Origin of the sequence: Micromonospora zingiberis (assembly GCF_004331455.1) — a bacterium.
Classification (GTDB): Bacteria; Actinomycetota; Actinomycetes; order Mycobacteriales; family Micromonosporaceae; genus Micromonospora; species Micromonospora zingiberis.
Genome location: NZ_SJJR01000003.1, coordinates 280,393 through 300,606, shown reverse-complemented (window position 1 = coordinate 300,606; position 20,214 = coordinate 280,393). Strand labels below are relative to the sequence as shown.

The 20,214-nt window shown below is 71.8% G+C and carries 18 protein-coding genes; 9 read left to right on the top strand and 9 right to left on the bottom strand.

Annotated elements, in window-relative coordinates; translation table 11 throughout:
* Window positions 1-99: 99 nt before the first annotated feature.
* From E0H26_RS06650 to E0H26_RS29165, 4 genes are all read left to right on the top strand, one after another.
* On the top strand, window positions 100-4,476 hold the full coding sequence (locus E0H26_RS06650; protein WP_131302104.1) for a S8 family serine peptidase: 4,377 nt from the start codon (window positions 100-102) through the stop codon (window positions 4,474-4,476).
* A gap of 114 nt (window positions 4,477-4,590) precedes the next feature.
* Window positions 4,591-5,058, top strand: a complete 468-nt coding sequence (locus E0H26_RS06645) for a hypothetical protein (protein WP_131302101.1) — start codon at window positions 4,591-4,593, stop codon at window positions 5,056-5,058.
* Between the two features lie 273 nt (window positions 5,059-5,331).
* Complete coding sequence (locus E0H26_RS06640; protein ID WP_131302098.1) at window positions 5,332-6,498, top strand: glycosyltransferase family 2 protein; 1,167 nt, start codon at window positions 5,332-5,334, stop codon at window positions 6,496-6,498.
* Between the two features lie 13 nt (window positions 6,499-6,511).
* Window positions 6,512-6,652: a hypothetical protein gene (locus E0H26_RS29165; protein WP_165521771.1), complete on the top strand. Its 141-nt coding sequence runs from the start codon at window positions 6,512-6,514 to the stop codon at window positions 6,650-6,652.
* Window positions 6,653-7,088: 436 nt separating this feature from the next.
* Here E0H26_RS29165 and E0H26_RS06635 read toward each other — a convergent pair whose 3' ends face one another.
* From E0H26_RS06635 to E0H26_RS06620, 5 genes are all read right to left on the bottom strand, one after another.
* Window positions 7,089-7,412 (bottom strand): DUF1416 domain-containing protein, encoded by a 324-nt coding sequence (locus E0H26_RS06635; RefSeq protein WP_131302095.1) that lies wholly within the window; start codon window positions 7,410-7,412, stop codon window positions 7,089-7,091.
* A gap of 1 nt (window position 7,413) precedes the next feature.
* Complete coding sequence (locus tag E0H26_RS06630) at window positions 7,414-8,262, bottom strand: sulfurtransferase (protein WP_131302092.1); 849 nt, start codon at window positions 8,260-8,262, stop codon at window positions 7,414-7,416.
* A 211-nt stretch (window positions 8,263-8,473) separates the two neighbouring features.
* Entirely contained in the window at window positions 8,474-8,551 is a 78-nt protein-coding gene (locus E0H26_RS30390; protein ID WP_311202345.1) for an Ms5788A family Cys-rich leader peptide, read from the bottom strand.
* Window positions 8,552-8,623: 72 nt separating this feature from the next.
* Window positions 8,624-9,409: an LmeA family phospholipid-binding protein gene (locus E0H26_RS06625; protein ID WP_131302089.1), complete on the bottom strand. Its 786-nt coding sequence runs from the start codon at window positions 9,407-9,409 to the stop codon at window positions 8,624-8,626.
* Between the two features lie 89 nt (window positions 9,410-9,498).
* On the bottom strand, window positions 9,499-10,533 hold the full coding sequence (locus E0H26_RS06620; protein ID WP_131302086.1) for a hypothetical protein: 1,035 nt from the start codon (window positions 10,531-10,533) through the stop codon (window positions 9,499-9,501).
* A gap of 253 nt (window positions 10,534-10,786) precedes the next feature.
* Between E0H26_RS06620 and E0H26_RS06615 the strand changes: the two genes are divergently transcribed.
* The 3 genes from E0H26_RS06615 (at window position 10,787) to mshD (ending at window position 13,492) form a co-directional block, all read left to right on the top strand.
* Window positions 10,787-11,527 carry a winged helix-turn-helix transcriptional regulator gene (locus E0H26_RS06615; RefSeq protein WP_240742034.1) on the top strand — a complete coding sequence of 247 codons (741 nt, stop codon included), beginning with the start codon at window positions 10,787-10,789 and terminating at the stop codon, window positions 11,525-11,527.
* Window positions 11,528-11,602: 75 nt separating this feature from the next.
* Window positions 11,603-12,475 carry a polysaccharide deacetylase family protein gene (locus E0H26_RS06610; RefSeq protein ID WP_131302080.1) on the top strand — a complete coding sequence of 291 codons (873 nt, stop codon included), beginning with the start codon at window positions 11,603-11,605 and terminating at the stop codon, window positions 12,473-12,475.
* A 90-nt stretch (window positions 12,476-12,565) separates the two neighbouring features.
* A complete protein-coding gene (mshD, locus tag E0H26_RS06605; protein WP_131302077.1) occupies window positions 12,566-13,492 on the top strand; it encodes a mycothiol synthase in 927 nt (308 codons plus the stop codon).
* Window positions 13,493-13,499: 7 nt separating this feature from the next.
* On the opposite strand, the gene E0H26_RS06600 is transcribed toward mshD, so the two are convergent.
* The gene (locus E0H26_RS06600; RefSeq protein ID WP_131302074.1) at window positions 13,500-14,330 is read right to left on the bottom strand and encodes an NUDIX hydrolase; all 831 of its coding nucleotides are present in this window, start codon (window positions 14,328-14,330) and stop codon (window positions 13,500-13,502) included.
* Window positions 14,331-14,432: 102 nt separating this feature from the next.
* Here E0H26_RS06600 and E0H26_RS06595 point away from each other — a divergent pair, with 102 nt between their 5' ends.
* Window positions 14,433-15,401 (top strand): Gfo/Idh/MocA family protein, encoded by a 969-nt coding sequence (locus E0H26_RS06595; protein WP_131302071.1) that lies wholly within the window; start codon window positions 14,433-14,435, stop codon window positions 15,399-15,401.
* Between the two features lie 76 nt (window positions 15,402-15,477).
* Here the strand turns inward: E0H26_RS06595 and E0H26_RS06590 are convergent, their stop codons facing one another.
* The 3 genes from E0H26_RS06590 to E0H26_RS06575 form a co-directional block, all read right to left on the bottom strand.
* Window positions 15,478-16,482, bottom strand: a complete 1,005-nt coding sequence (locus E0H26_RS06590) for an inorganic phosphate transporter (protein WP_131302068.1) — start codon at window positions 16,480-16,482, stop codon at window positions 15,478-15,480.
* Window positions 16,483-16,486: 4 nt separating this feature from the next.
* Complete coding sequence (locus E0H26_RS06585; protein WP_111211963.1) at window positions 16,487-17,113, bottom strand: DUF47 domain-containing protein; 627 nt, start codon at window positions 17,111-17,113, stop codon at window positions 16,487-16,489.
* Between the two features lie 310 nt (window positions 17,114-17,423).
* Window positions 17,424-17,930 (bottom strand): DUF402 domain-containing protein, encoded by a 507-nt coding sequence (locus E0H26_RS06575; RefSeq protein ID WP_131302062.1) that lies wholly within the window; start codon window positions 17,928-17,930, stop codon window positions 17,424-17,426.
* Window positions 17,931-18,068: 138 nt separating this feature from the next.
* Between E0H26_RS06575 and E0H26_RS06570 the strand changes: the two genes are divergently transcribed.
* Window positions 18,069-20,213 carry an ATP-dependent DNA helicase gene (locus E0H26_RS06570; protein WP_131302059.1) on the top strand — a complete coding sequence of 715 codons (2,145 nt, stop codon included), beginning with the start codon at window positions 18,069-18,071 and terminating at the stop codon, window positions 20,211-20,213.
* The last annotated feature ends 1 nt before the right edge of the window (window position 20,214 follow it).

The window sequence follows — 20,214 nt, the reverse complement described above, 5'->3', positions numbered from 1 at the left end:
CCAGCCACCCACATCGTCCGACCGCTCCGCGACGTCAGCGCCCGACGCGCGGATGCCCGGCCCGAGCCGATCGGGACCGACGACGTGGGGGAGGAACCTTTGTTCACACGACCATCCGCACGGTCGCCATGGTGGCGGGCGGTGGCGGTGTCGACCGTCGCCCTGCTGGCCTGCACCGCCCAGCCCGCAGTCGCCGCGCCGGCACCGCAGCCGGCGCCGCACCGGGCCACCGTCGACCAGGCACTGCTCGACCAGTTCGCCACCACCCCGACCACGGCGTTCCTGGTCTACCTGCGGGAGACCGCCGCGTTGGCCGAGACCGGCAAGATGCGCGATGCCGACGACCGGGCCCGCGCGGTGCACGGGTTGCTCACCAGCACCGCCACCCGCACCCAGCGCGACCTGCGCGCCCTGCTCGACGAGCGGAAGGCGCCGCACACCGCGTACTGGATCGCCAACGCGGTACGGGTCGAGGGCGACAAGGCGCTGCTCGACGAGATCGCCCGCCGGCCCGAGGTGGACCGGATCGCGCCGAGCCGCAGCTACCCGCTGGTGCTGCCGGCGACGGCCGAGGCGGCCCGGGCGCGTACCGCCGCCGTCGAGTGGGGACTGAGCAACATCGGGGCACCCCGGGTCTGGGAGGACTTCGGCGACCGCGGTGAGGGCATCGTGGTGGCCAACATCGACAGCGGTGTCCGGTACGACCATCCGGCCCTGGTCGCCTCCTATCGGGGCAACCTCGGCGGCGGCTTCGACCACGCGTACAACTGGTTCGATCCGGCCGGGGTCTGCACCGGCGCCGCGCCCTGCGACAACAACGACCACGGCACCCACACCATGGGCACGATGGTCGGCGACGACGGCGCCGGCAACCAGATCGGCGTCGCACCGGGCGCGAAGTGGATCGCCGCCAAGGGCTGTGAGGCGCGGACCTGCTCCGACGCCTCCCTGCTCGCCGCCGGTCAGTGGGTGCTCGCGCCCACCGACGCCAGCGGTCAGAACCCCCGGCCGGACCTGCGCCCCGACATCGTCAACAACTCCTGGGGCGGTGACGGCGGCGACCCCTGGTACCAGCAGACCGTCGCCGCGTGGCGGGCCGCCGGGATGTTCCCCGTCTTCTCCGCCGGCAACGACGGCCCGGCCTGTGGCAGCGCCGGCTCGCCCGGAGACAACCCGAACGCGTACGCGGTCGGGGCCTACGACGTGAACGACACCATCGCCGGTTTCTCCGGTCGCGGCTCCGGCACCACCCTGATCAAGCCGAACATCGCGGCGCCCGGCAGCAACGTCCGTTCCAGCGTCCGCAACGGCGGGTACGCCTCGTTCAGCGGCACCTCGATGGCCGCCCCGCACGTGGCCGGCACGGTGGCGCTGGTCTGGTCCGCCGCGCCGAGCCTGCGCGGGGACATCGCCGGCACCGAGGAACTGCTGGACCGCACCGCACGCGACGTCGACGCCACCAACTGCGGCGGCACCCCGGCCGACAACAACGTCTTCGGTGAGGGCCGGCTCGACGCGTACGCGGCGGTGCGGGACGCGCCCCGGGGTTCGGTCGGCCGGGTCACCGGCGTGGTGACCGACGCGGGCGACGGCGACCCGGTCACCGGGGCGACCGTGACCGACGGCACCCGCACCGCCACCACGGGCGCCGACGGTCGGTACGCGTTGAGCGTGCCGGCCGGCGAGAGCACCCTGACGGTCAGCGCGTACGGCTACGCCGGCCAGTCGGCGACCGTCACCGTGGCCGAGGGCGGCGCCGTCACCCGCAACTTCGCCCTGACCGCCAACCCGACGGTCACCGTGCAGGGCAAGGTCACCGACGGTTCCGGCCACGGCTGGCCGCTGTACGCGAAGATCGAGGTGGCCGGTCGGCCCGGCGCGCCGGTCTTCACCGACCCGGCCACCGGGCGTTACTCGTTCACCGTCCCGGGTGGCACGTCGTACCGGCTCACCGTCACCGCGCGGTATCCCGGCTACCGGACGATCACCCGCGACGTGCCGGTGGCCGGTGCGGACGTCACGGTCAACGTGGCGGTACCGGTCGAGGCGGCCTGCGTCGCCGCCGGCTACACCGGACGGTTCGGCCCGCCACTGCTGACCCAGAGCTTCGACGGCACGAGCGCGCCGTCGGGCTGGACGGTCACCAACCGCACCGCCTCCGGCGGCTGGGTCTTCAACGATCCACGCTCGCGTGGCAACCTCACCGGCGGCTCGGGCGGGTTCGCCATCATCGACAGCGATGCCCTCGGCAGCGGCAACACCCAGGACACTGACCTGATCAGCCCGCCGCTGGAGCTGTCCGGCTCGGCCGCGCCGGTGCTGCGTTTCCGCAGCGACTGGCGGGCGGTCGGGGTCAGCGACACCGCCGACATCGACGTCTCCACCGATGCCGGCGCCACCTGGACCAACGTCTGGCACCAGACGGCCAGCCGGCGCGGCCCCCGGGTCGAGGAGGTCCCGCTGACCCCGGCCGCGAACGCCGAGTCCGCACTGGTCCGCTTCCGGTTCAAGGGCACCTTTGCCTGGTGGTGGCAGGTGGACGACGTGGAGTTGGTCAACCGGGAGTGCACGCCGGTGCCGGGTGGGCTGGTGGTGGGCACCACCACCGACCGCAACACCGGCGAGCCGGTCAACGGGGTGACGGTGGTCAGCGACGACCGGCCGGAGGACCGCGCGGTGTCGGCGGCCACCCCGGAGGACAGCGCCGAGCCGGACGGCTTCTACTGGCTCTACTCCACGCTGACCGGGACCCGGTCGTTCACCGCCAGCCGGACGCCGTACCAACCGGTCAGCAAGGACGTCGCGGTGGCCGCCGACGGGGCGAAGCGGGCCAACTTCGCGCTCGGCGCCGGGCGGTTGACCGTCAGCCCGACCAGCATCGAGGCGCACCAGCCGTACGGCAGCACCCGCACCACCCGGGTGACGGTACGCAACACCGGCAGCGCCCCGGCGATGGTCGACGTGCTGGAGCGGTCCGGCCAGTTCGAGCTGCTCAAGCAGGGTGGCGCCCCGCTGCGTGAACAGAAGATGAAGGGGATCAGCAAGGCACGGACCGGCATCGCGTACGGCGGTGCCGCGCCGGAGTCCGGCACCACCGCCGCCGACGACGCGTGGACCGAGATCGCCAAGCTGCCCGCGTCGATCTACGACAACGCGGCGGCGTGGCTGGACGGAAAGATCTATTCGGTCGGTGGTGGCGGTGGCACCGGCACCGAGCGCAAGGCATGGGCGTACGACCCGGGGGCCAACACCTGGGCCGCCCTGCCCGACCTGCCGACGGCGCGGTCCAAGCCGGGCCTGGCGGCGGTCAGCGGCAAGCTCTACGCGATCGGCGGGTGGGGCGCCGACGACGGCACGGTCGCCACGGTCGACGTCTTCGACCCGGCCGCCGGAACGTGGAGCACCGTGCCGGGTGCGACGAACCCGGCGCCGGTCGCGGCGGCCGGCACGGCGGTGCTCGGCGGAAAGGTGTACCTGGTGGGTGGCTGCGCCGACGCCACCTGCACCGACAGCAACCGGCTGGTGGTGTTCGACCCCGCTGCGGGCGCGTTCCGCACCGGCGCCGCCTACCCGCACCCGGTGTCCTGGCTGTCCTGCGGCGGCATCGGTGCCGCGGTCTACTGCGCCGGTGGTACGGGCAGCACCGAGTACACCGACGCCTACCGGTACGACCCGGCGGCCGACAGTTGGAGTCCTCTGCCGGACCTGCCGCTGGAGCTGTGGGGTTCGCAGTACGCGGCGGCCGGCGGGCTGCTGGTGCTGGCCGGCGGGGTGACCGCCGGGTCGACGGCGGTGACCAACCGCACCGTCGGCTTCGATCCGGTCACCGGGGCCTGGCGTGACCTGCCGAACGCCCGGTTCGGCCGGTACCGGGGTGCCGCCGCGTGCGGCGCGTACAAGATCGGTGGTTCGCCCAGTTCGTTCGTGGGCAGCCCGGACAGCGAGCGGCTCGGTGGGTTGGAGCGCTGTGCGGCCGAGGCGGATCTGCCCTGGCTGAGCAGCTCTCCGAGCACCTTCACCCTGGCCCCGGGCGCGTCTCGGACGGTGACCGTCACGCTCGACGCCACCGCCGCGGCGGGCGTCGCCCAACCGGGCCGGTACGCCGGTGAGTTGGCCATCGCCTCGGACACTCCCTATCCGGTGACCCCGGTGTCGGTGGAGATGAACGTGTCGCCACCGGCCAGCTGGGGCAAGATCCAGGGCACCGTCATCGGTACCACCTGCGGCGGCGTCCGGGTCGGCATACCGGCCACCGTCCGGGTGAACCTGATCTCGGCCGGTACCGGCACCACCCTGACCGCCGACGCCAATGGCAAGTACGCCTGGTGGCTGCCGCGCGGCCGGTACGAGGTGATCGTGGCCAAGGACGGCTGGGTGCCGCAGGTGCAACGCCACCAGATCGAGGCGGGGATCGTGGGCACCCTCGACTTCGCCCTCGATCCGGTTTCCAACTGCACCAGAGCAACCGGCATCTGATCCGACACGCTGGTGGCCGCCGGTCCGTTCCGGATCGGCGGCCACCACCGTCCTTGACCGGACCGCACATCACCGGGTTGGCTGACGACACACTGATCGAAAGTAGGCGATGCCATGCGGCTGGTGACGGGCAGGATGATGGCGGTCGTCGCGGCCACGGTCGCCATCGTGGTGGCAACCGGCGGCTGCGCCCGCGAGCCGTCGGAGCCGCCGGTCGAACGCTGGTCGCGCGACGGGCGACAGGTCGACATGAACGAGATCGAGTCCTATGCCGGCCTCGCCCACTGCGGTTGGCAGTCCGTCCGTTTCCTGGATTTGTCGTGGCCACCCGGCTCGGGCACCCCCGGCCAGCGGCAGTACGTCCGTGACCCGGAGGGCGCGCTGGACCGGCCCGCGCTGCAACAGTCCTTCGAGGCGGAGGCGACGCTTCCGCCGGATGCGGCGGCGACCGGGTACGAGCGCGACGGCATGGCGCTGTGGTTGGCCGACAGCGACGCAGAGCGGACCGCCTACCTGGTGGACGTGGCGTCCGGAAAGGTCGAGTCCTGGCCCCGGGCCGACCCACCGTTCGGCTGCGACTGACCGCCGACGAGCCGATCACCTGGGCAGGCAGGTGAGCTGCTCGGACCCCGGGGCCGACCGCCGGGCCGGCCCTGGCTGCTGGTTCGCGCCGCTGGCCAGACCGCCGAGCCAACTGCGGATAGGCCGATCGGGCGAGTTTGATCAAGAGCCTTGGCGATCTACCGGCTACCACTTAGCGTTATCGGCGCGCCTCAACGTGAGCGGCGTTCGCACCCCCTCCTGCCTGCGAATTGGCCTGCCATGCCGGAAGCATTTCTGACCGCATCGATTACCGTGAGTGGTGTCGTACTGCTCCTCGTCGTCGGGTCCTTCGGATACGGCTTCCTCCGCCCCGAAGCGACCCACCGCCCCCGCCACGCGGTCCGACCCCCGCGCTACGGGCCGGTACGCCCGGACCAGGTGGCCATCCTGATCGCCTGCCGCAACGGCGCCGCGACCATCGCCGAGACGGTACGCGCCGCCCGGGCCACCGGCAGCCACGTGTACCTGGTCTCCGACGCCAGCACCGATGACACGGTCCACCTCGCCGCGTCGGCCGGCGCCCGGGTACTGCCGCTGTCCCGCAACGTCGGCAAGCCGGCCGCCCTGCACGCCGCGTACGAAGGCTTCGAACTCGGCAGGTACTACCGCGCGGTGGCCATCCTCGACGACGACGTGGTGGTCGCGCCGGATTTCGTCACCGCCGCCCTGGCCAAGCTGACCGACGAGGTCGGCATCGTGGTGGGCCACAACGTCACCTGGTGGCCACCCGAACGGCGCTGGAACCCGTGGCTGGCCAAGCGGGCGTACAGCTACTGGATGTACCAGGCGGTGATCCGCCGGATCCAGAGCCACTTCAACGTGATGAACTGCATCTCCGGCTCGAACTCCGTCTACCGCACGGAACTGCTGGACATCGTGCTGCCCCAGCAGCCGCCCTACATCGTGGACGACACCTACTGGGTGCTGGAAACCCACCGGCGCAACCTCGGGCGGGTCGTCTACGCGCCCCGCGCGCTGGCACACCTACAGGACCCGACCACGCTGCCCGACTGGTACCGGCAGAACCTGCGCTGGATGTGGGGCACCTTCCAGGGCATCATCGGCCACCGCGTCGGCCGACAGGTCAGCCGCTTCGACTACGCGTACGGCCTGCTGATGCTGCACTGGGTGCTGTACGTGGCGGGCGGCCCGTTGACCCTCTGGCTGCTCGCCACCGCCGGTCCCGGCCTGCTCGTCGGGCTGCTGCTCATGCTGGCCGGTCAGGGCGTCTGGGTGGGCATCGCCGCCTGGCGGCTACGCCACCCGCAGCTCCCACTCTTCCTACCCGTGATCATCGTCGCTGACCTGCTGTACCGGGTGATTCTCGTGCACGCCCTGGTGAAGGCGGTCCGCCAGCCCACGGTCGACCGGTGCGTCTGGGACTCCCCCGCCCGCATCGCCGTCGGCGCGAAGGGGTGAGGGAGGTGAAAACATGTCCGCAAACCAGGACCTCCCGCTGACCGGCGCCTCGACCGCCGCCGTCGGCCTGGTCGGCAGCATCCTGCTGGGGCTCGGCGCCCTGCTGGTGACCGTCGCCAACTGGGGTGCCAAGACCCGCCGCAAGCTCAGCTGATCTAAGAGCGGCCGGCAATTGGTAGTGGTGACGCAGCGGGAGGTCGAGCGGCCGGGCACATGCCCAGGGGCCCGTCACTGACCCCAGGCAACCATCTGGCAGGCTCGCTGCCACGCCAAGGCATCCGAGATCTTGGTACGAGTGCGCCCCTCAAGGGGCAGATTCGTACCAAGATCTTCCCCGCCCAGGGTGGCGGGAACAGCCCGCCACCCGCTCCGCCCGCTGCCCCAGTAACCATCGCGCCGGGCAGGCCACCAGTCGAACCAGCACCCTTTGGGTGCGTTTCTCGCTGCCCTGACGACAACAACCGCACCCAAGGCGGCCTCGCAGCCGGTGGACGCAAGCCCGGTGGAAGCGGCCCGGGTCCTGAGACGGCTCGTGGCCCGGATCCCCCACGGAACGGGGGATCCGGGCCACGAGGCCATCAGAGCGTGGGTCAGTCGGCGACCGTGAGGGTCACCTCGGTGATGCCCCGGCCGGCCGTCACGGCGACGTCACCGTTGCCGTGGCGGGACAGCGCCCGCAGCGTCCAGTTGCCCGGGGCGGCGAAGAACCGGAACTGACCGGCCGGCGAGGTCACCACCTCGGCGGTGAACTCACCGGTCGAGTCGAGCAGGCGGACGTACGCGCCCGGTACCACCTCGCCCTGCGCGGCGTGGACGACACCGGTGATGACGGTTTCCTTCTCCAGGTCGATGCTGGCGGGCAGCGGCGCGGCCTGGTCCGGGGCGGCGCAACCGGCGGCGGTGGGTGCGGTCATCTCAGGCCTCCCCCGGCTCATCGCCGAGCGCCACCGGCACGCCGACCAGCGAGCCGTACTCGGTCCAGGATCCGTCGTAGTTCTTCACGTTGGCGTGGCCCAGCAGCTCCTGGAGCACGAACCAGGTGTGCGAGGAACGCTCGCCGATCCGGCAGTAGGCGATGGTCTCCTTGCCGTCGTCCAGCCCGGCCTCGCCGTAGATCTTGCGCAGCTCGTCGTCGGACTTGAAGGTGCCGTCCTCGTTCGCCGCCTTGGACCACGGCACGCTGATCGCGGTCGGGATGTGGCCACCGCGCTGCGCCTGCTCCTGCGGCAGGTGGGCGGGGGCGAGCAGCCGGCCGGCGTACTCGTCGGGGCTGCGTACGTCGACCAGGTTCTTGGTGCCGATCGCGTCGACGACCTCGTCCCGGAAGGCCCGTATGCTGGTGTCCGGCTCGCTCGCGACGTACTGGGTGGCCGGGCGGGTCACCGCGTCCTTGACCAGCGGCCGGGCGTCCAGCTCCCACTTCTTGCGGCCACCGTCGAGCAGCTTGACGTCGCCGTGGCCGTAGAGCTTGAAGTACCAGTACGCGTACGCGGCGAACCAGTTGTTGTTGCCGCCGTAGAGGATGACGGTGTCGTCGTTGCTGATGCCCCGCTCGGAGAGCAGCGCCTCGAACTGGGCCTTGTTGACGAAGTCCCGACGGATCGGGTCCTGGAGGTCGGTCTTCCAGTCGAGCTTGATGGCACCGGCGATGTGGCCGGCGTCGTAGGCCGAGGTGTCCTCGTCGACCTCGACGAAGACGACGCCCGGGGCGTCGAGGTTCTTCTCGGCCCAGTCGGCCGAGACGAGTGCGGTGTCGCGACTCATCAGATCACTCCCTGGTGAGGATGGATGGTGAGCCAGCGCGCGGAGGTGGTTGGGTGTTGAGCTGTCGCACCACGCGCGGGACCCATAGCTAGGAACGGATCACGGGTTTGTGCGACGGCGCCGCTGCCGGGCGTCCGGTGGGTGCACCGGGATGTAGGTACGCGAACCCCGAGTGCCGATGGCCGTCAAGCGGCCGGAGGCAGCCCCGCCGTCAGATGACGGGGCGACACAGGCAGGTGGCCACGCGGCACAGGTCGACCGCGCGCCGTTTGGTGAGGAGCGTCCCCATGAGCAGGGAGCCTACCAGCGATCCCAGTTTTCTCCACCGGGCCGACCAGCATCCGAGACGCCGGCCCCGAGGTCAGCCAACCGAGTTGATCGGTACGTCCCGCGCGTCGGCGGTCACCGTCAACCCTTCGGGCTGCGGGCGGACCTCCCGAACGGTGAGCTGGAACGGCAACTCCGGCAGCGGTACGTCGACCGAGATGCTGCGGGCGAAGTTGTTCAGCAGGGTACGGGCCAGCGGGACGTTGGGCATTCCTTCGGCGTTCAGGTCCTCGAAGCGCAGCGAGATCTGGCCCTGGTCGCTGACCACGATCTCGGCCAGGCCGGTGACGGTGAGCTGCTGGCCGAGGATGTCCACCGGCGCGGTGACGGCGAGTTGCCCGTCCCGCTCGCCGAGGGACAGCCCTTCCCGGTCGAGCAGGGCGGCCAGGCTCTGGTAGCTGATGGTGGCGGTGCCGTTGACCGTCTCGGCCACCACGTCGCCCTGGCCGGTACGCAGGGTGTCCAGCGAGGCGCGCACGTTGCGGGCATCCACGTCGAGGCTGGGCAGGGAGACCGAGTCGCCCTGCACCGCCCCCTGCACGTTGCGCATCCGGATGGTGATGCGCTCGTATCGACCGTCGAGGACCTGGGTGAGGAACGGGAAGCCGCCGACCTCGACCTCGGGCGGCGAGGACTGCGCGTTCTGCCGGGCCACCTGCTGGCTCACCTCGTCGGCGATGGTGCGCTCGGCCACGTTGGCCGCCACCCGGTCGGCGACCACGAGTAGCCCGGCGAGGACGAGCAGCAGGACGACGAACCCGATCAGTATCTTGCGGCCCCGTCGCCGCGGTCGCCGTCCGTACGTCTGCTCGTGGTCCACGCCGTCTCCTGTCTTGTCGTACGCCGATTCCGGCGCACCGGTGTTACCCGGAGTCCGAATTCCTCAATCACCACCCGGCGGGCGGCCGGTCACAGCAACAGCCGGCACATCAGGTACGCGGCCGGCGCCGCCAACGCGAACCCGCCCAGCGGCCCCTGTACGTGCCGGGCCGCCCACACGGTGGGCAGTTCGCCGGCCATCAGCCGGCCGGCTTCGGCGTAGCTGACGGCGAGGTCGGCCAGCACGGCGACGACCGCCGCGGCCAGACCGATGATCGCGGCCCGGGTCGGCGTGAACGGGGTGACCAGGTAGCTGCCGAGCACCGCGCCGACCAAGGTACCGACCATCGCGCCGCCGACCACACCCGCTGCGCCCCGGGGCACCTGCGGTGCGAGTCGCGGCCAGGCGGCCACGGCGTCGGTCGCTCGGGCCACCGCGATGGCGACCGCACCGGCGGTGAGACAGACGGCGATGGCCTGGGTGCCGGCGGGGATCCGGCTGAGCACGATGAGGGTGGCGAAGGCGACCACCCCGAACACGATGGTGGCGGTGGTGCGCAGCGAGTCGGTCACCCGGACCCGGTCCACCCGGCGGACCAGTTGACCGAGGATCGCGACGAGCACCCCGCCGATCGCGACGTAGAGCAGCGGCCCGAGCCGCGCCTCGGCGCTGCGGATGGCCACCACGTCGGCCACCAGCGCGGTCACTGCGCCGACGCCGAGCACCACCGCCAGGGCCGGTGGCCGAGTGACCATCGTCCAGGCCAGTACGAACAGCACCTGCACGGTGAGCACCACGACGGTGAAGGGCAGCCGGTGGTCGGGCCCGGAGGTATGCGCTCCGAGCACCAGGCCGAGGCCGAGCAACGCGGCGAATCCGGCGATGGCGAGCGAGAGTTGCCGGCGTACCTCGACCGGTGGCTCGGTCTCCTCCTCGTCGTCACCGTCGAGGGCTTCGTCGGGGCGTCGTGGCGAGCCGCCGCGACGCAGGCGTCGCGGGCCGCCGGAGCGGGACCGTTCGTCGTTCTCCACGGCGGGACCGGCCGACGGTGCCGCACCACCCGCCGCAGGCGGTTCGTCGGCCCACCGGTCGCGGCTGGTCTCGGATGAGCTGGAGGGAAACACCCACCGATCGTGCCAGACCGACCGCAAATCGCGGGTGTCACAGTTTCCGTCAGGTTAAAACCTGGGCCGCGATCAGGGGCAGATAGGGCAAACGGTAAATCACGTCCTGGTCCGGCGCAGGCAATCGGTTACGCTCAACGACGAAACCCGCCCGTCAGCGACGCCGGGACCCACGGATGTTCCCAGCGCCACACCGGTTCGGAGTGCCGCTGGTCGCGAGCGGCCGCACGGGGCCGCCGGGACGGAGGTGATCGTGGAGATCCTGCTGCTGGTGACCGCACGGGCAGGCGAACCATCCGCAGTGCTACCGGCACTGGACCTGCTGCCACACTCGGTGCGCACCGCACCCCGCGACGTCCGCACGCTGGTCGCCGGCCCGAGCCCGGACGCCGTCCTGGTCGACGCCCGCTCCGAGCTGAGCGAGGCACGGGCCACCTGCCGGATGCTGCACGCCACCGGGCTGGGCGTACCGCTGGTGGCGGTGGTGACCGAGGCCGGGTTGATCGCGTTGAACGCCGACTGGGGAGTGGACGACGTCATCCTCGCCTCCGCCGGTCCGGCCGAGGTGGAGGCCCGACTGCGGCTCGCGGTCGGCCGACTCAGCAACGCGACGGCCGGGGTCGGTGGTTCCATCCGGGCCGGCGAGCTGATGATCGACCCGGACACCTACGCGGCGAAGCTCAAGGGCCGCCCGCTCGACCTGACCTACAAGGAGTTCGAGCTGCTCAAGTTCCTCGCCCAGCACCCGGGCCGGGTCTTCACCCGGGACCAGCTGCTGCGCGAGGTCTGGGGATACGACTACTTCGGCGGCACCCGGACCGTGGACGTGCACGTCCGGCGGCTGCGGGCCAAGCTCGGCTCCGAGTACGAGTCGATGATCGGCACGGTGCGGCAGGTGGGCTACAAGTTCGTCGTCCCATCCTCGCGGGCCGCGCTGAGCGACGCCACCGAGCCGGCAGCTCTCGCAATGCGACCTCTCACCATCGAGGGCTAATCCCCACATACGCCCGTTTTGGGCAACTCGTCAGTTTTATGGTGACTGCCGAGTTGACCAACGGGAGGGGTAGCGGTGGGCGGTTACCACGGGGGCACGGGGCGAACGATCGGCATCATCACGCTCGTCGTGACAGCGGTACTCGGCTCGGCGTACCTGCTTGGCCGCAACCTGGTGCCCGATCCGTCGCAGAAGGATTCTGCGGTCACCGCCACCGGCGCCGACCATCCTGAGTACGCCGATCAATCCGCGCCGTCCGGGGCCGACGCCGTCCCCGACCGCCCGTCGGTGAGTCCGTCCCCCACGCCGGACCGCACCGACGGGCCCGGATCGGATCCGAACTTCGGTCCGATGGGCACCCAGCTGAGCACCGGCACCGGGGAGGTGGCACTCACCTTCGACGACGGTCCGAACCCGGACTACACCCCGCAGGTCCTCGCGATCCTGCGCGAGTACCACGTCAAGGCCACCTTCTGCGTAGTCGGCCAGAACGCCCAGGCCTACCCCTGGCTCGTCCAGCAGATCGTCGCCGAGGGCCACACGCTGTGCAACCACAGCTGGGACCATGACGTGGGCCTGGGCGCGCGGTCACCGGAACGGATCCGGGACGACCTGCTGCGTACCAACGCCGCGATCCGCGCCGCGGTGCCCGACGCGCCCATCGTCTGGTACCGGCAGCCTGGCGGCGCCTGGACGTACCCGGTCATCTCCGTCTCCCGTGACCTGGGGATGACGCCCCTGCACTGGACCCTCGACCCCGCGGACTGGCAGATGCCCGGCGCGACCCAGATCGCCTCGATGGTGGTCGCCGAGGTACGACCCGGATCGATCGTCCTGCTGCACGACGCCGGCGGCGACCGGCAGGGCACCGTCAACGCGCTCTACCGGATCCTGCCCGAGTTGGCCGGCCGGTTCGAACTCCAGGCGCTGCCGAACCGGGGCACGTGAGGGATCTCCCCACCCACCTGCCGCTGCCGATACCGTGCTGATGATGAGCGAGCGAACGCACCCCGGCAGCCGGCACCGCGGAGCACGGGCATGACCGGCACCCAGCCCACCAGCGACCAGGTGAACCGGCTCGACCGACTCGATCCCGGGGACATCGCCGAACTCGTCGCGCTCGCCGCAGCGGCCGGCGACACCGACGGCGCGGACCCGCTGGACGAGCAGGTCCTGCTTCGACTCCGCGACGAGCGGGCCCCGGCGATCCACCTGATCGCCCGGTCCGCCGACGGGACGCTGACCGGGTACGCCCACCTCGACACGTCCGACGCCGGGTCCGGCGTCGGGGTGGGACTCGTGGTGCATCCGGCGTACCGGCGGCGGGGCACCGGCCGGGCGCTGGCGCGGCAGGTGCTCGCCACCGCTGACCGGCCCCTTCGGGCGTGGGCACACGGCGACCACCCCTCGGCGGCGGCACTCGGCGTCGACCTCGGCTTCCGCCGCGCCCGCGTGCTCTGGCAACTACGCCGGCCGCTCACCGCACCGCTGACCGAACCGCGCCTGCCCGACGGGGTCGTCCTGCGCGCGTTCCGCCCCGGCGCTGACGACGATGCCTGGCTGGCGCTCAACGCGCGGGCCTTCGCCGAGCATCCCGAGCAGGGCCGGTGGGGCGCCGAGGAGCTGCGGGTCCGCCTCGCCGAGCCGTGGTTCGACCCGGCCGGCTTCCTGCTCGCGGTGGAGTCGGCGACCGACCGGCTGCTCGGCTTCCACTGGACGAAGGTGCACGAGCGGCCCGGCTCGGCCCGCATCGGTGAGGTGTACGTGCTGGGCGTGGATCCGTCGGCGCACGGCAGCGGGCTCGGCAAGGCGCTGACCGCAGCGGGGCTGGCGTACCTGCGTGAGCAGCGAGGGCTGGACCGGGTGATGCTCTACGTCGACGAGTCGAACACCTCGGCGGTGGCGCTCTACGAGCGGCTGGGCTTTGCCCGCTGGTCCGCCCACGTGAACTACCAGCTCGACTGACGACCGCTCAGGGCAGGTGGAACCGGGGGCGGTCCGGGTCGGACAGGTCCAGCCGGGGGGTGATCGGGGTGATCGCGTCCCGGGCCGCCGCCGCCTGCGCCACCGCGGCGAGATCCGCGCAGGCGGCCACCTCGCCGAGGGTGACCAGGGTGGGCGGGAGCATGGTCAGCGCACCGGCCCCGGCTCGGTCGCACGCGTCGGCGGGCCTGATCCAGAGCGTGTGGTCGGCCTCCCCGGAGACGTCCCGGGTCCGCTGGCCCTCGGGCAGCAGGGCCACGAAGAAGTACGTGTCGAACCGGCGCGGCTCGAACTCCGGGGTCACCCAGCGGCTCCAGGGCAACAGCAGGTCCGACCGGAGGGTGAGCCCTCGCCGGGCGAGCAGTTCGGCGAAGCCGGTACGGCGCTGCTCCAGCTCGACGCGGGCGGCCTCCCAGCCGTCGTCGCTGACGTCACCGACGACCCGGCTGGCATCCGGGCCGGCGAGCAGCACCCCGGCCTCCTCGAAGACCTCGCGGGCGGCGGCACAGACGACCGCCTGCGCGGCAGCCGGTGCCAGGGCCAGCCGGGATCCCCAGCCCGCCGGCTCCGGTCCCGCCCAGTCGACGTGGGTGGTGGAGTCCGAGGGGTCGACCCCGCCACCGGGGAAGGCGTACATGCCGCCGAAGGCCATCGCGGCGACCCGCCGGATCAGGTACACCTCGAAGCCCCCGTCGGCGGGGCGGAGCAGCAGCACGGTGGCCGCCACCCGGGGCACCGCCGGAGCGTCGCCACTGGCCTGGAACCGGAGCGCATGCTCCACCAGCGCGGGCGGCGCCGGAAAACCACGGTCGGTCGTCACCGGCAGCAGCCTAGCCGGGTGACCGGCCAGCCCAGGTACGCCCCGGTCTCGACGGGTGGATCAGCCGTACACCGTTGTGGTGATCTTCGGTAGCGTCACGCCATGACTCGTTGGGGCATCCTGGCCACCGGCCACATCGCCGCCCGCTTCGCCGAGGACCTCCGGCTGGTGCCGGGGGCCGAACTGGTCGCGGTCGGATCACGAACCGCCGAGACCGCGCAACGCTTCGCCGACCGGCACGGCGCGGCGCGGGCGTACGCCTCCTGGGCGGAGCTGGCCGCCGACCCGGACGTAGACGTGATCTACGTCGCCACCCCGCACGCCACGCACTACGAGGCGGCCCGCACCTGCCTGGCCGCCGGCCGCCCGGTGCTGCTGGAGAAGCCGTTCACCCTCGACCTGGCCACCAGCACCGAACTGATCGACACCGCCCGCGCCGCCGGGGTCTTCCTGATGGAAGCGATGTGGATGCGCTGCAACCCGCTCATCCTGCGGGTCTGCGAGTTGATCGCGGACGGCGCGATCGGGACGGTGACCAGCGTCCGGGCCGACTTCGGGGTGGCGGGACCGTTCCCGCCGGAGCACCGGATGCGGGCCCGCGCGCTGGGCGGCGGCGCCCTGCTGGATCTCGGCATCTATCCGGTCAGCCTGGCCCACCTGCTGCTCGGCGCACCGCAGCACGTACGTTCGTGGGCGAAGTTGGGTCCGGAGGGCACGGACGAGAACACCGGCCTGGTCCTCGGGTACGACTCGGGAGCCGTCGCCACGCTGAGCTGCGGCATGGTCGGTGCGACCGGGCTCAGCGCCTCGATCACCGGCACCGCCGGGCGGATCGACCTGCCGGAGCCGTTCTTCCGGCCGGCCGCGTTCCACCTGCACCGCGACGGCGCCGAAACCGAGACGGTCACCGCCGAGCTGGTCGGCTCGGGCTACCAGTACGAGGCCATCGAGGTGCAGCGCTGCCTGGCCGAGGGGCTGACCGAGAGCCCGCTGGTGCCGCACGCCGCCACCCTGGAGATCATGGGCCTGCTGGACGACGTCCGCGCCCAGATCGGCGTCTCGTACCTCTGACGCCGGCCCCGCACCGAGTGTTAGGAAGGGCCCCTTGTACAACGCTAGGCGTTAACAAGGGGCCCTTCCTTACAGCTCAGCTGAAGAGCGGCCGAACCACGAAGTACATGATCGCGCCGATCGAACCGGCGGCCGGGAAGGTCAGGATCCAGGCGCCGACGATGTTGCCGGCCACGCCCCACCGGACGGCGGAGAGCCGCTTGGTGGCACCGACACCCATGATCGCCGAGGTGATCGTGTGGGTGGTCGAGATCGGGGCGCCGAGGACCAGGGCGTTGAAGTAGAGCACGCCGCTGGCCACGGTCTCGGCCGCGAAGCCCTCCGGCGGGCGCAGGTCGATGATCTTCCGACCGAGGGTACGGATGATCCGCCAGCCACCGGCGTACGTGCCGGCGGCCAGTACGGCGGCCGAGGTCCAGAACGCCCACTCCGGGATGTAGGTGGCGTCGTCCTGGTAGCCACCGACGAAGAGGGCGAGGACCACGATGCCGATGGTCTTGGCGGCGTCCTGCATGCCGTGGCCGACCGACATGGCCGCGGCCGAGGCGGTCTGGGCCCAGCGGAAGCCCCGGTTCAACTTGCCCGGGTGCCCCTTCCGGAAGATCCACTGCACGGCGACCATCACGATGTAACCGAGGATGAAGCCGACCATCGGCGACAGGATCATCGGGATGATCACGTTCTCACCGATGCCCGACCAGAGCACGGTGCCGGAGGCCGCGACGGTCGAGCCGACCAGCCCACCGATCAGGGCGTGCGAGGACGACGAGGGCAACCCGAAGTACCAGGTGATGATGTTCCAGGTGATCGCGCCGATCACACCGGCGAAGACGATGCCGAGGCTGGACACCCCGGCGGGCAACTGCACCAGGCCGCTACCGACGGTCTTGGCCACCTCGGCGCCGAAGTGGGCGCCGATGAAGTTGCCGACCGCCGCCATGGCCAGGGCGACCCGGGGTGTCAGGGCCCGGGTGGAGATGCTGGTCGCGATCGCGTTGGCGGCATCGTGGAAGCCGTTGGTGTAGTCGAACACCAGGGCTACCCCGATCACCGCCAGTACGGCGATGAGCTCGGGACTCACGGGCTCAGGACTCCTTGACCGCGATGGTCTCGACGGTGTTGGCCACGTGCTCGAAGGCGTCGCAGGCGGCTTCCAGCTCGTCGGCGACCTCCTTCATCTTGAGCACGGTCAACGCGTCGTACTCGCCGGAGAAGAGCCGGACCAGCAGCATCCGGTACGCCTGGTCGCCGTCGTTCTCCAGTCGGTTGATCTCGATCCAGTAGTCCTCGAGATCCTTCATCGACTTCAGCCGGGGCATCGCCTCGGCGGTCAGCTTCGCCTGCTGGTCGAGCACGTGCACCAACTCGTGCATCTCCCGCGGCAGCGACGGCAGCTTGGTCAGGCCGTAGAGGTAGAGCAGGTTGCCCACCGCCTCCAGGTGGTCCATCACGTCGTCGAGCAGCGAGCCCAGACGGTAGATGTCCTCCCGGTCGAAGGGGGTGACGAAGGTCGAGTTGATCTTCTTGAACAGGTCGTGGGTGATCTGGTCGCTGTCGTGCTCGACCTCGGTGAGCCGTTCGCTGACCGACTGCACCTCGACATCAGGCAGGGCAAGCTCGTTGAGCAGCTCGGTACCCCGGACCAGGTTCTGCGCGGCCCTGGTGAAGAGCTCGTAGAAGGCGCCCTCGTTGGGGCGAAATGAAAACCTCACAGCACGGACCTCGTCGTGTCGGTGGAAGGGGTGTCAGCGCGCTGTCCGGCGCCCTGCTGAGGGAATGCTAGGGAACACCCGGACCGGCGATTCGGCGGCCCACCCCTGGCCAGGTGCCATTCACCGCTCGTTCAACTTCCGTTCACCTTCATTCGCCCCGCTGTCCCCAGCAGACGCGCACGTTCCCGAGTTATCCAGAAAGCGGGCGGTGGATACCCGAGGGCGAGGGTGTCGAACGTCTCACCCAGCAGGTGCGCCACCGCCCAGGTCGGGCCGTAGGTCGCCGCCCGCGCCAACGGCCGCGGCCGGGTCAGAGCACCAGAGCGAGCCACTTACGGTACGAGGTGGCGAACGGCTCGGTGCCGTCACCGAGCGCGGTGAGCAGCCAGCGCACCGCCGCCTCGGCCTCGACCACCAGATCGTCCGGGTAACCGAAACGGGCCCGGTGCTCGGCGAACTCGTCCTCGTCGCGCAGCTCGACCAGGCCGGTCTCCCGCCGACGGACCACGTCCAGGTCCAGGTCGACCAGATGTACGGTCTCCGCGCCCTCCCAGCGGGCCGGGGTGGCGATGTCGCAGTAGACCTCGCTGGTCCGCGGTGGCGGGTTGAACATGCCGGTCCACCAGGCGTGGTGCGGCACCAGCAGCACGAAGGGAATCTGCTCCACCGAGGGGCGGCCGTGGTAGACCGAGCTGGTGCCGGCCGGTACGCCGAGCCAGACCCCGAGGTCGTCCTCTGCCAGCCGGCGGGCCGGGTAGTCCCGGTGGATGCTGCCGTCGTACTTGCGGTAGATCACCCGGACCACATCGCTCGGCATGAGTCGCACCCTAGCCGATTGCGCCCAACCGGCGCCGTCGGGAAGTTACCGGACGGCAGGGCGGCATCCCGCCGGGTGACCCCAACACGGGCCGATCGGTACGCCCCCCGCGTCGGTCCCGGCGGGTACCGTGCCACGGTGACCCCGCCCCGCACCACCGCCGGCCCCGCCTCGACCCGCACCAGAGCCCGCCGATCCGGCGCGCGCCCGGGTGGCACCGAGCTGCTGGCCGCTGCGGTGGGCGCGGTGCCCGGCGGCGCCGCCCGTCCGGGCCAGCAGCAGATGGCCACGGCGATCGAGGAGTGTGTGGCCGCCGGTGAGCACCTGCTGGTGCAGGCGGGCACCGGCACCGGGAAGTCGCTGGCGTACCTCGCTCCGGCGCTCACCGTCGACGGCCCGGTGGTGATCTCCACCGCCACCCTGGCCTTGCAGTCCCAACTGGTCGAGCACGATCTGCCCCGGCTGGCCGACGCCGTCGAACCGCTGCTCGGACGCCGCCCGACGTACGCGGTGCTCAAGGGTCGGCACCATTATCTGTGCCTGGCCCGGCTGGAGAACTCGACCGAGGACGAGCCGGAGGACACCCTCTTCGACGCCCCGACCGAGCGGCCGGGCGGCGGCACCCGCTGGCTCGGTGAGGCGGGCCGGCTCGGCAAGCAGATCCAGCGCCTGCGGGACTGGGCGGTGGAGACCGAGACCGGCGACCGGGACGAGCTGGATCCGGGCGTCGACGACCATGCCTGGCGGTTGGCTTCCATGCCGGCCCGGGAATGCGTCGGCGCGGCCCGCTGCCCGTACGGCGCGGAATGCTTCGCGGAGGCGTCCCGCGCCCGGGCCCGGGAAGCCGACATCGTGGTCACCAACCACAGCCTGCTCGCGGTCGACATGCTCGCCGGGCGGCACATCGTCCCGCCGCACAAGCTGCTGGTCGTCGACGAGGCCCACGAGCTGGCCGACCGGGTCTCCTCGGCGGCGCAGGCGGAGCTGACCCCGGAGCTGATCGACCGGTCCGCCCGGCGGGCCCGCCCGTTGCTGCGTCCGGAGACGGCCGAGGCGTTGACCGCGTCCGGCGACGCCCTCGCGGTCGGGCTGGCCGAAGCCCCGGCCGGGCGGATCACCAGCGGGCTGCCCGGCCCGCTCCGCGAGGCGTGCACGCTGCTGGACGCCGCGACCCGCGCCGCGCTGGACGCGATCGGCGAGATCAAGGCCGACGATCCCGATCCGGTCCGCAAACAGCAGTCCAAGGCCGTCCTCGACGAGTTGTCCACGACCGCCCAGCGGCTGTTGGAGGAGGCCGAGCACGACGTCGCCTGGGTGGAACGCAACGACAACACCGGCCGGCGGGCGCTGGTGGTGGCGCCGCTCTCGGTCGCCGGCACCCTCGCCACCCACCTCTACGACGAGCGGACGGTGGTGGCCACGTCGGCCACGCTCGCGCTGGGCGGCCGGTTCGACACGGTGGCCCGCGCGCTGGGCCTCGACGCGCCCCCGGCCACCCCGCCGTCGCCGGCCGCCGCCGCGCTCGCCGCCGCGACCGACCGGGCGTCGGGCAAGCCACCGACCAGCGGCGGCACCACTGCGGATGCCAGCGGCCAAGTCGTCGACTCGGGATCGGGCTGGCGTTCACTGGACGTCGGCTCCCCGTTCGACTACCCCCGGCAGGGGATCCTCTACGTGGCCGCGCATCTGCCTCGCCCCAGCGTCTCCGGGCTACCGGACGCGGCCGGGGAGGAGTTGCTCTCGCTGGTCACCGCCCTGGGTGGTCGTACCCTCGGGCTGTTCTCCTCCCGGCGGGCCGCTACCCAGGCGGCGGAGCTGGTGCGGGCGCGCACCGACCTGCCGGTGTTGTTGCAGGGCGAGGAGGCGCTGCCGCTGCTGGTCCGCCGGTTCCGGCAGGAGCAGTCGAGTTGCCTGTTCGGGGTGATGTCCCTGTGGCAGGGGGTGGACGTGCCAGGTGACTCGTGCCAGCTCGTCGTGATCGACCGGCTCCCCTTCCCCAGGCCCGACGAGCCGCTGGCGGCCGCGCGGGCGGCGGCGGTGGACGCGCAGGGCGGGTCCGGGTTCGCGGCGGTCAGCGTTCCGATCGCGGCGGTCCGGCTGGCGCAGGGCGTCGGCCGGCTGATCCGGGCCACCGGCGATCGGGGCGTGGTGGCCGTGCTCGACTCCCGGTTGGAGTCCGCCCGGGGCTACGGTCCGTTCCTCCGCCGCTCGCTTCCGCCGTTCTGGTACACCACCCGACCCGAGGTGGTCCGGGGCGCGCTGACCCGGCTGGCGGGCAGCTGAC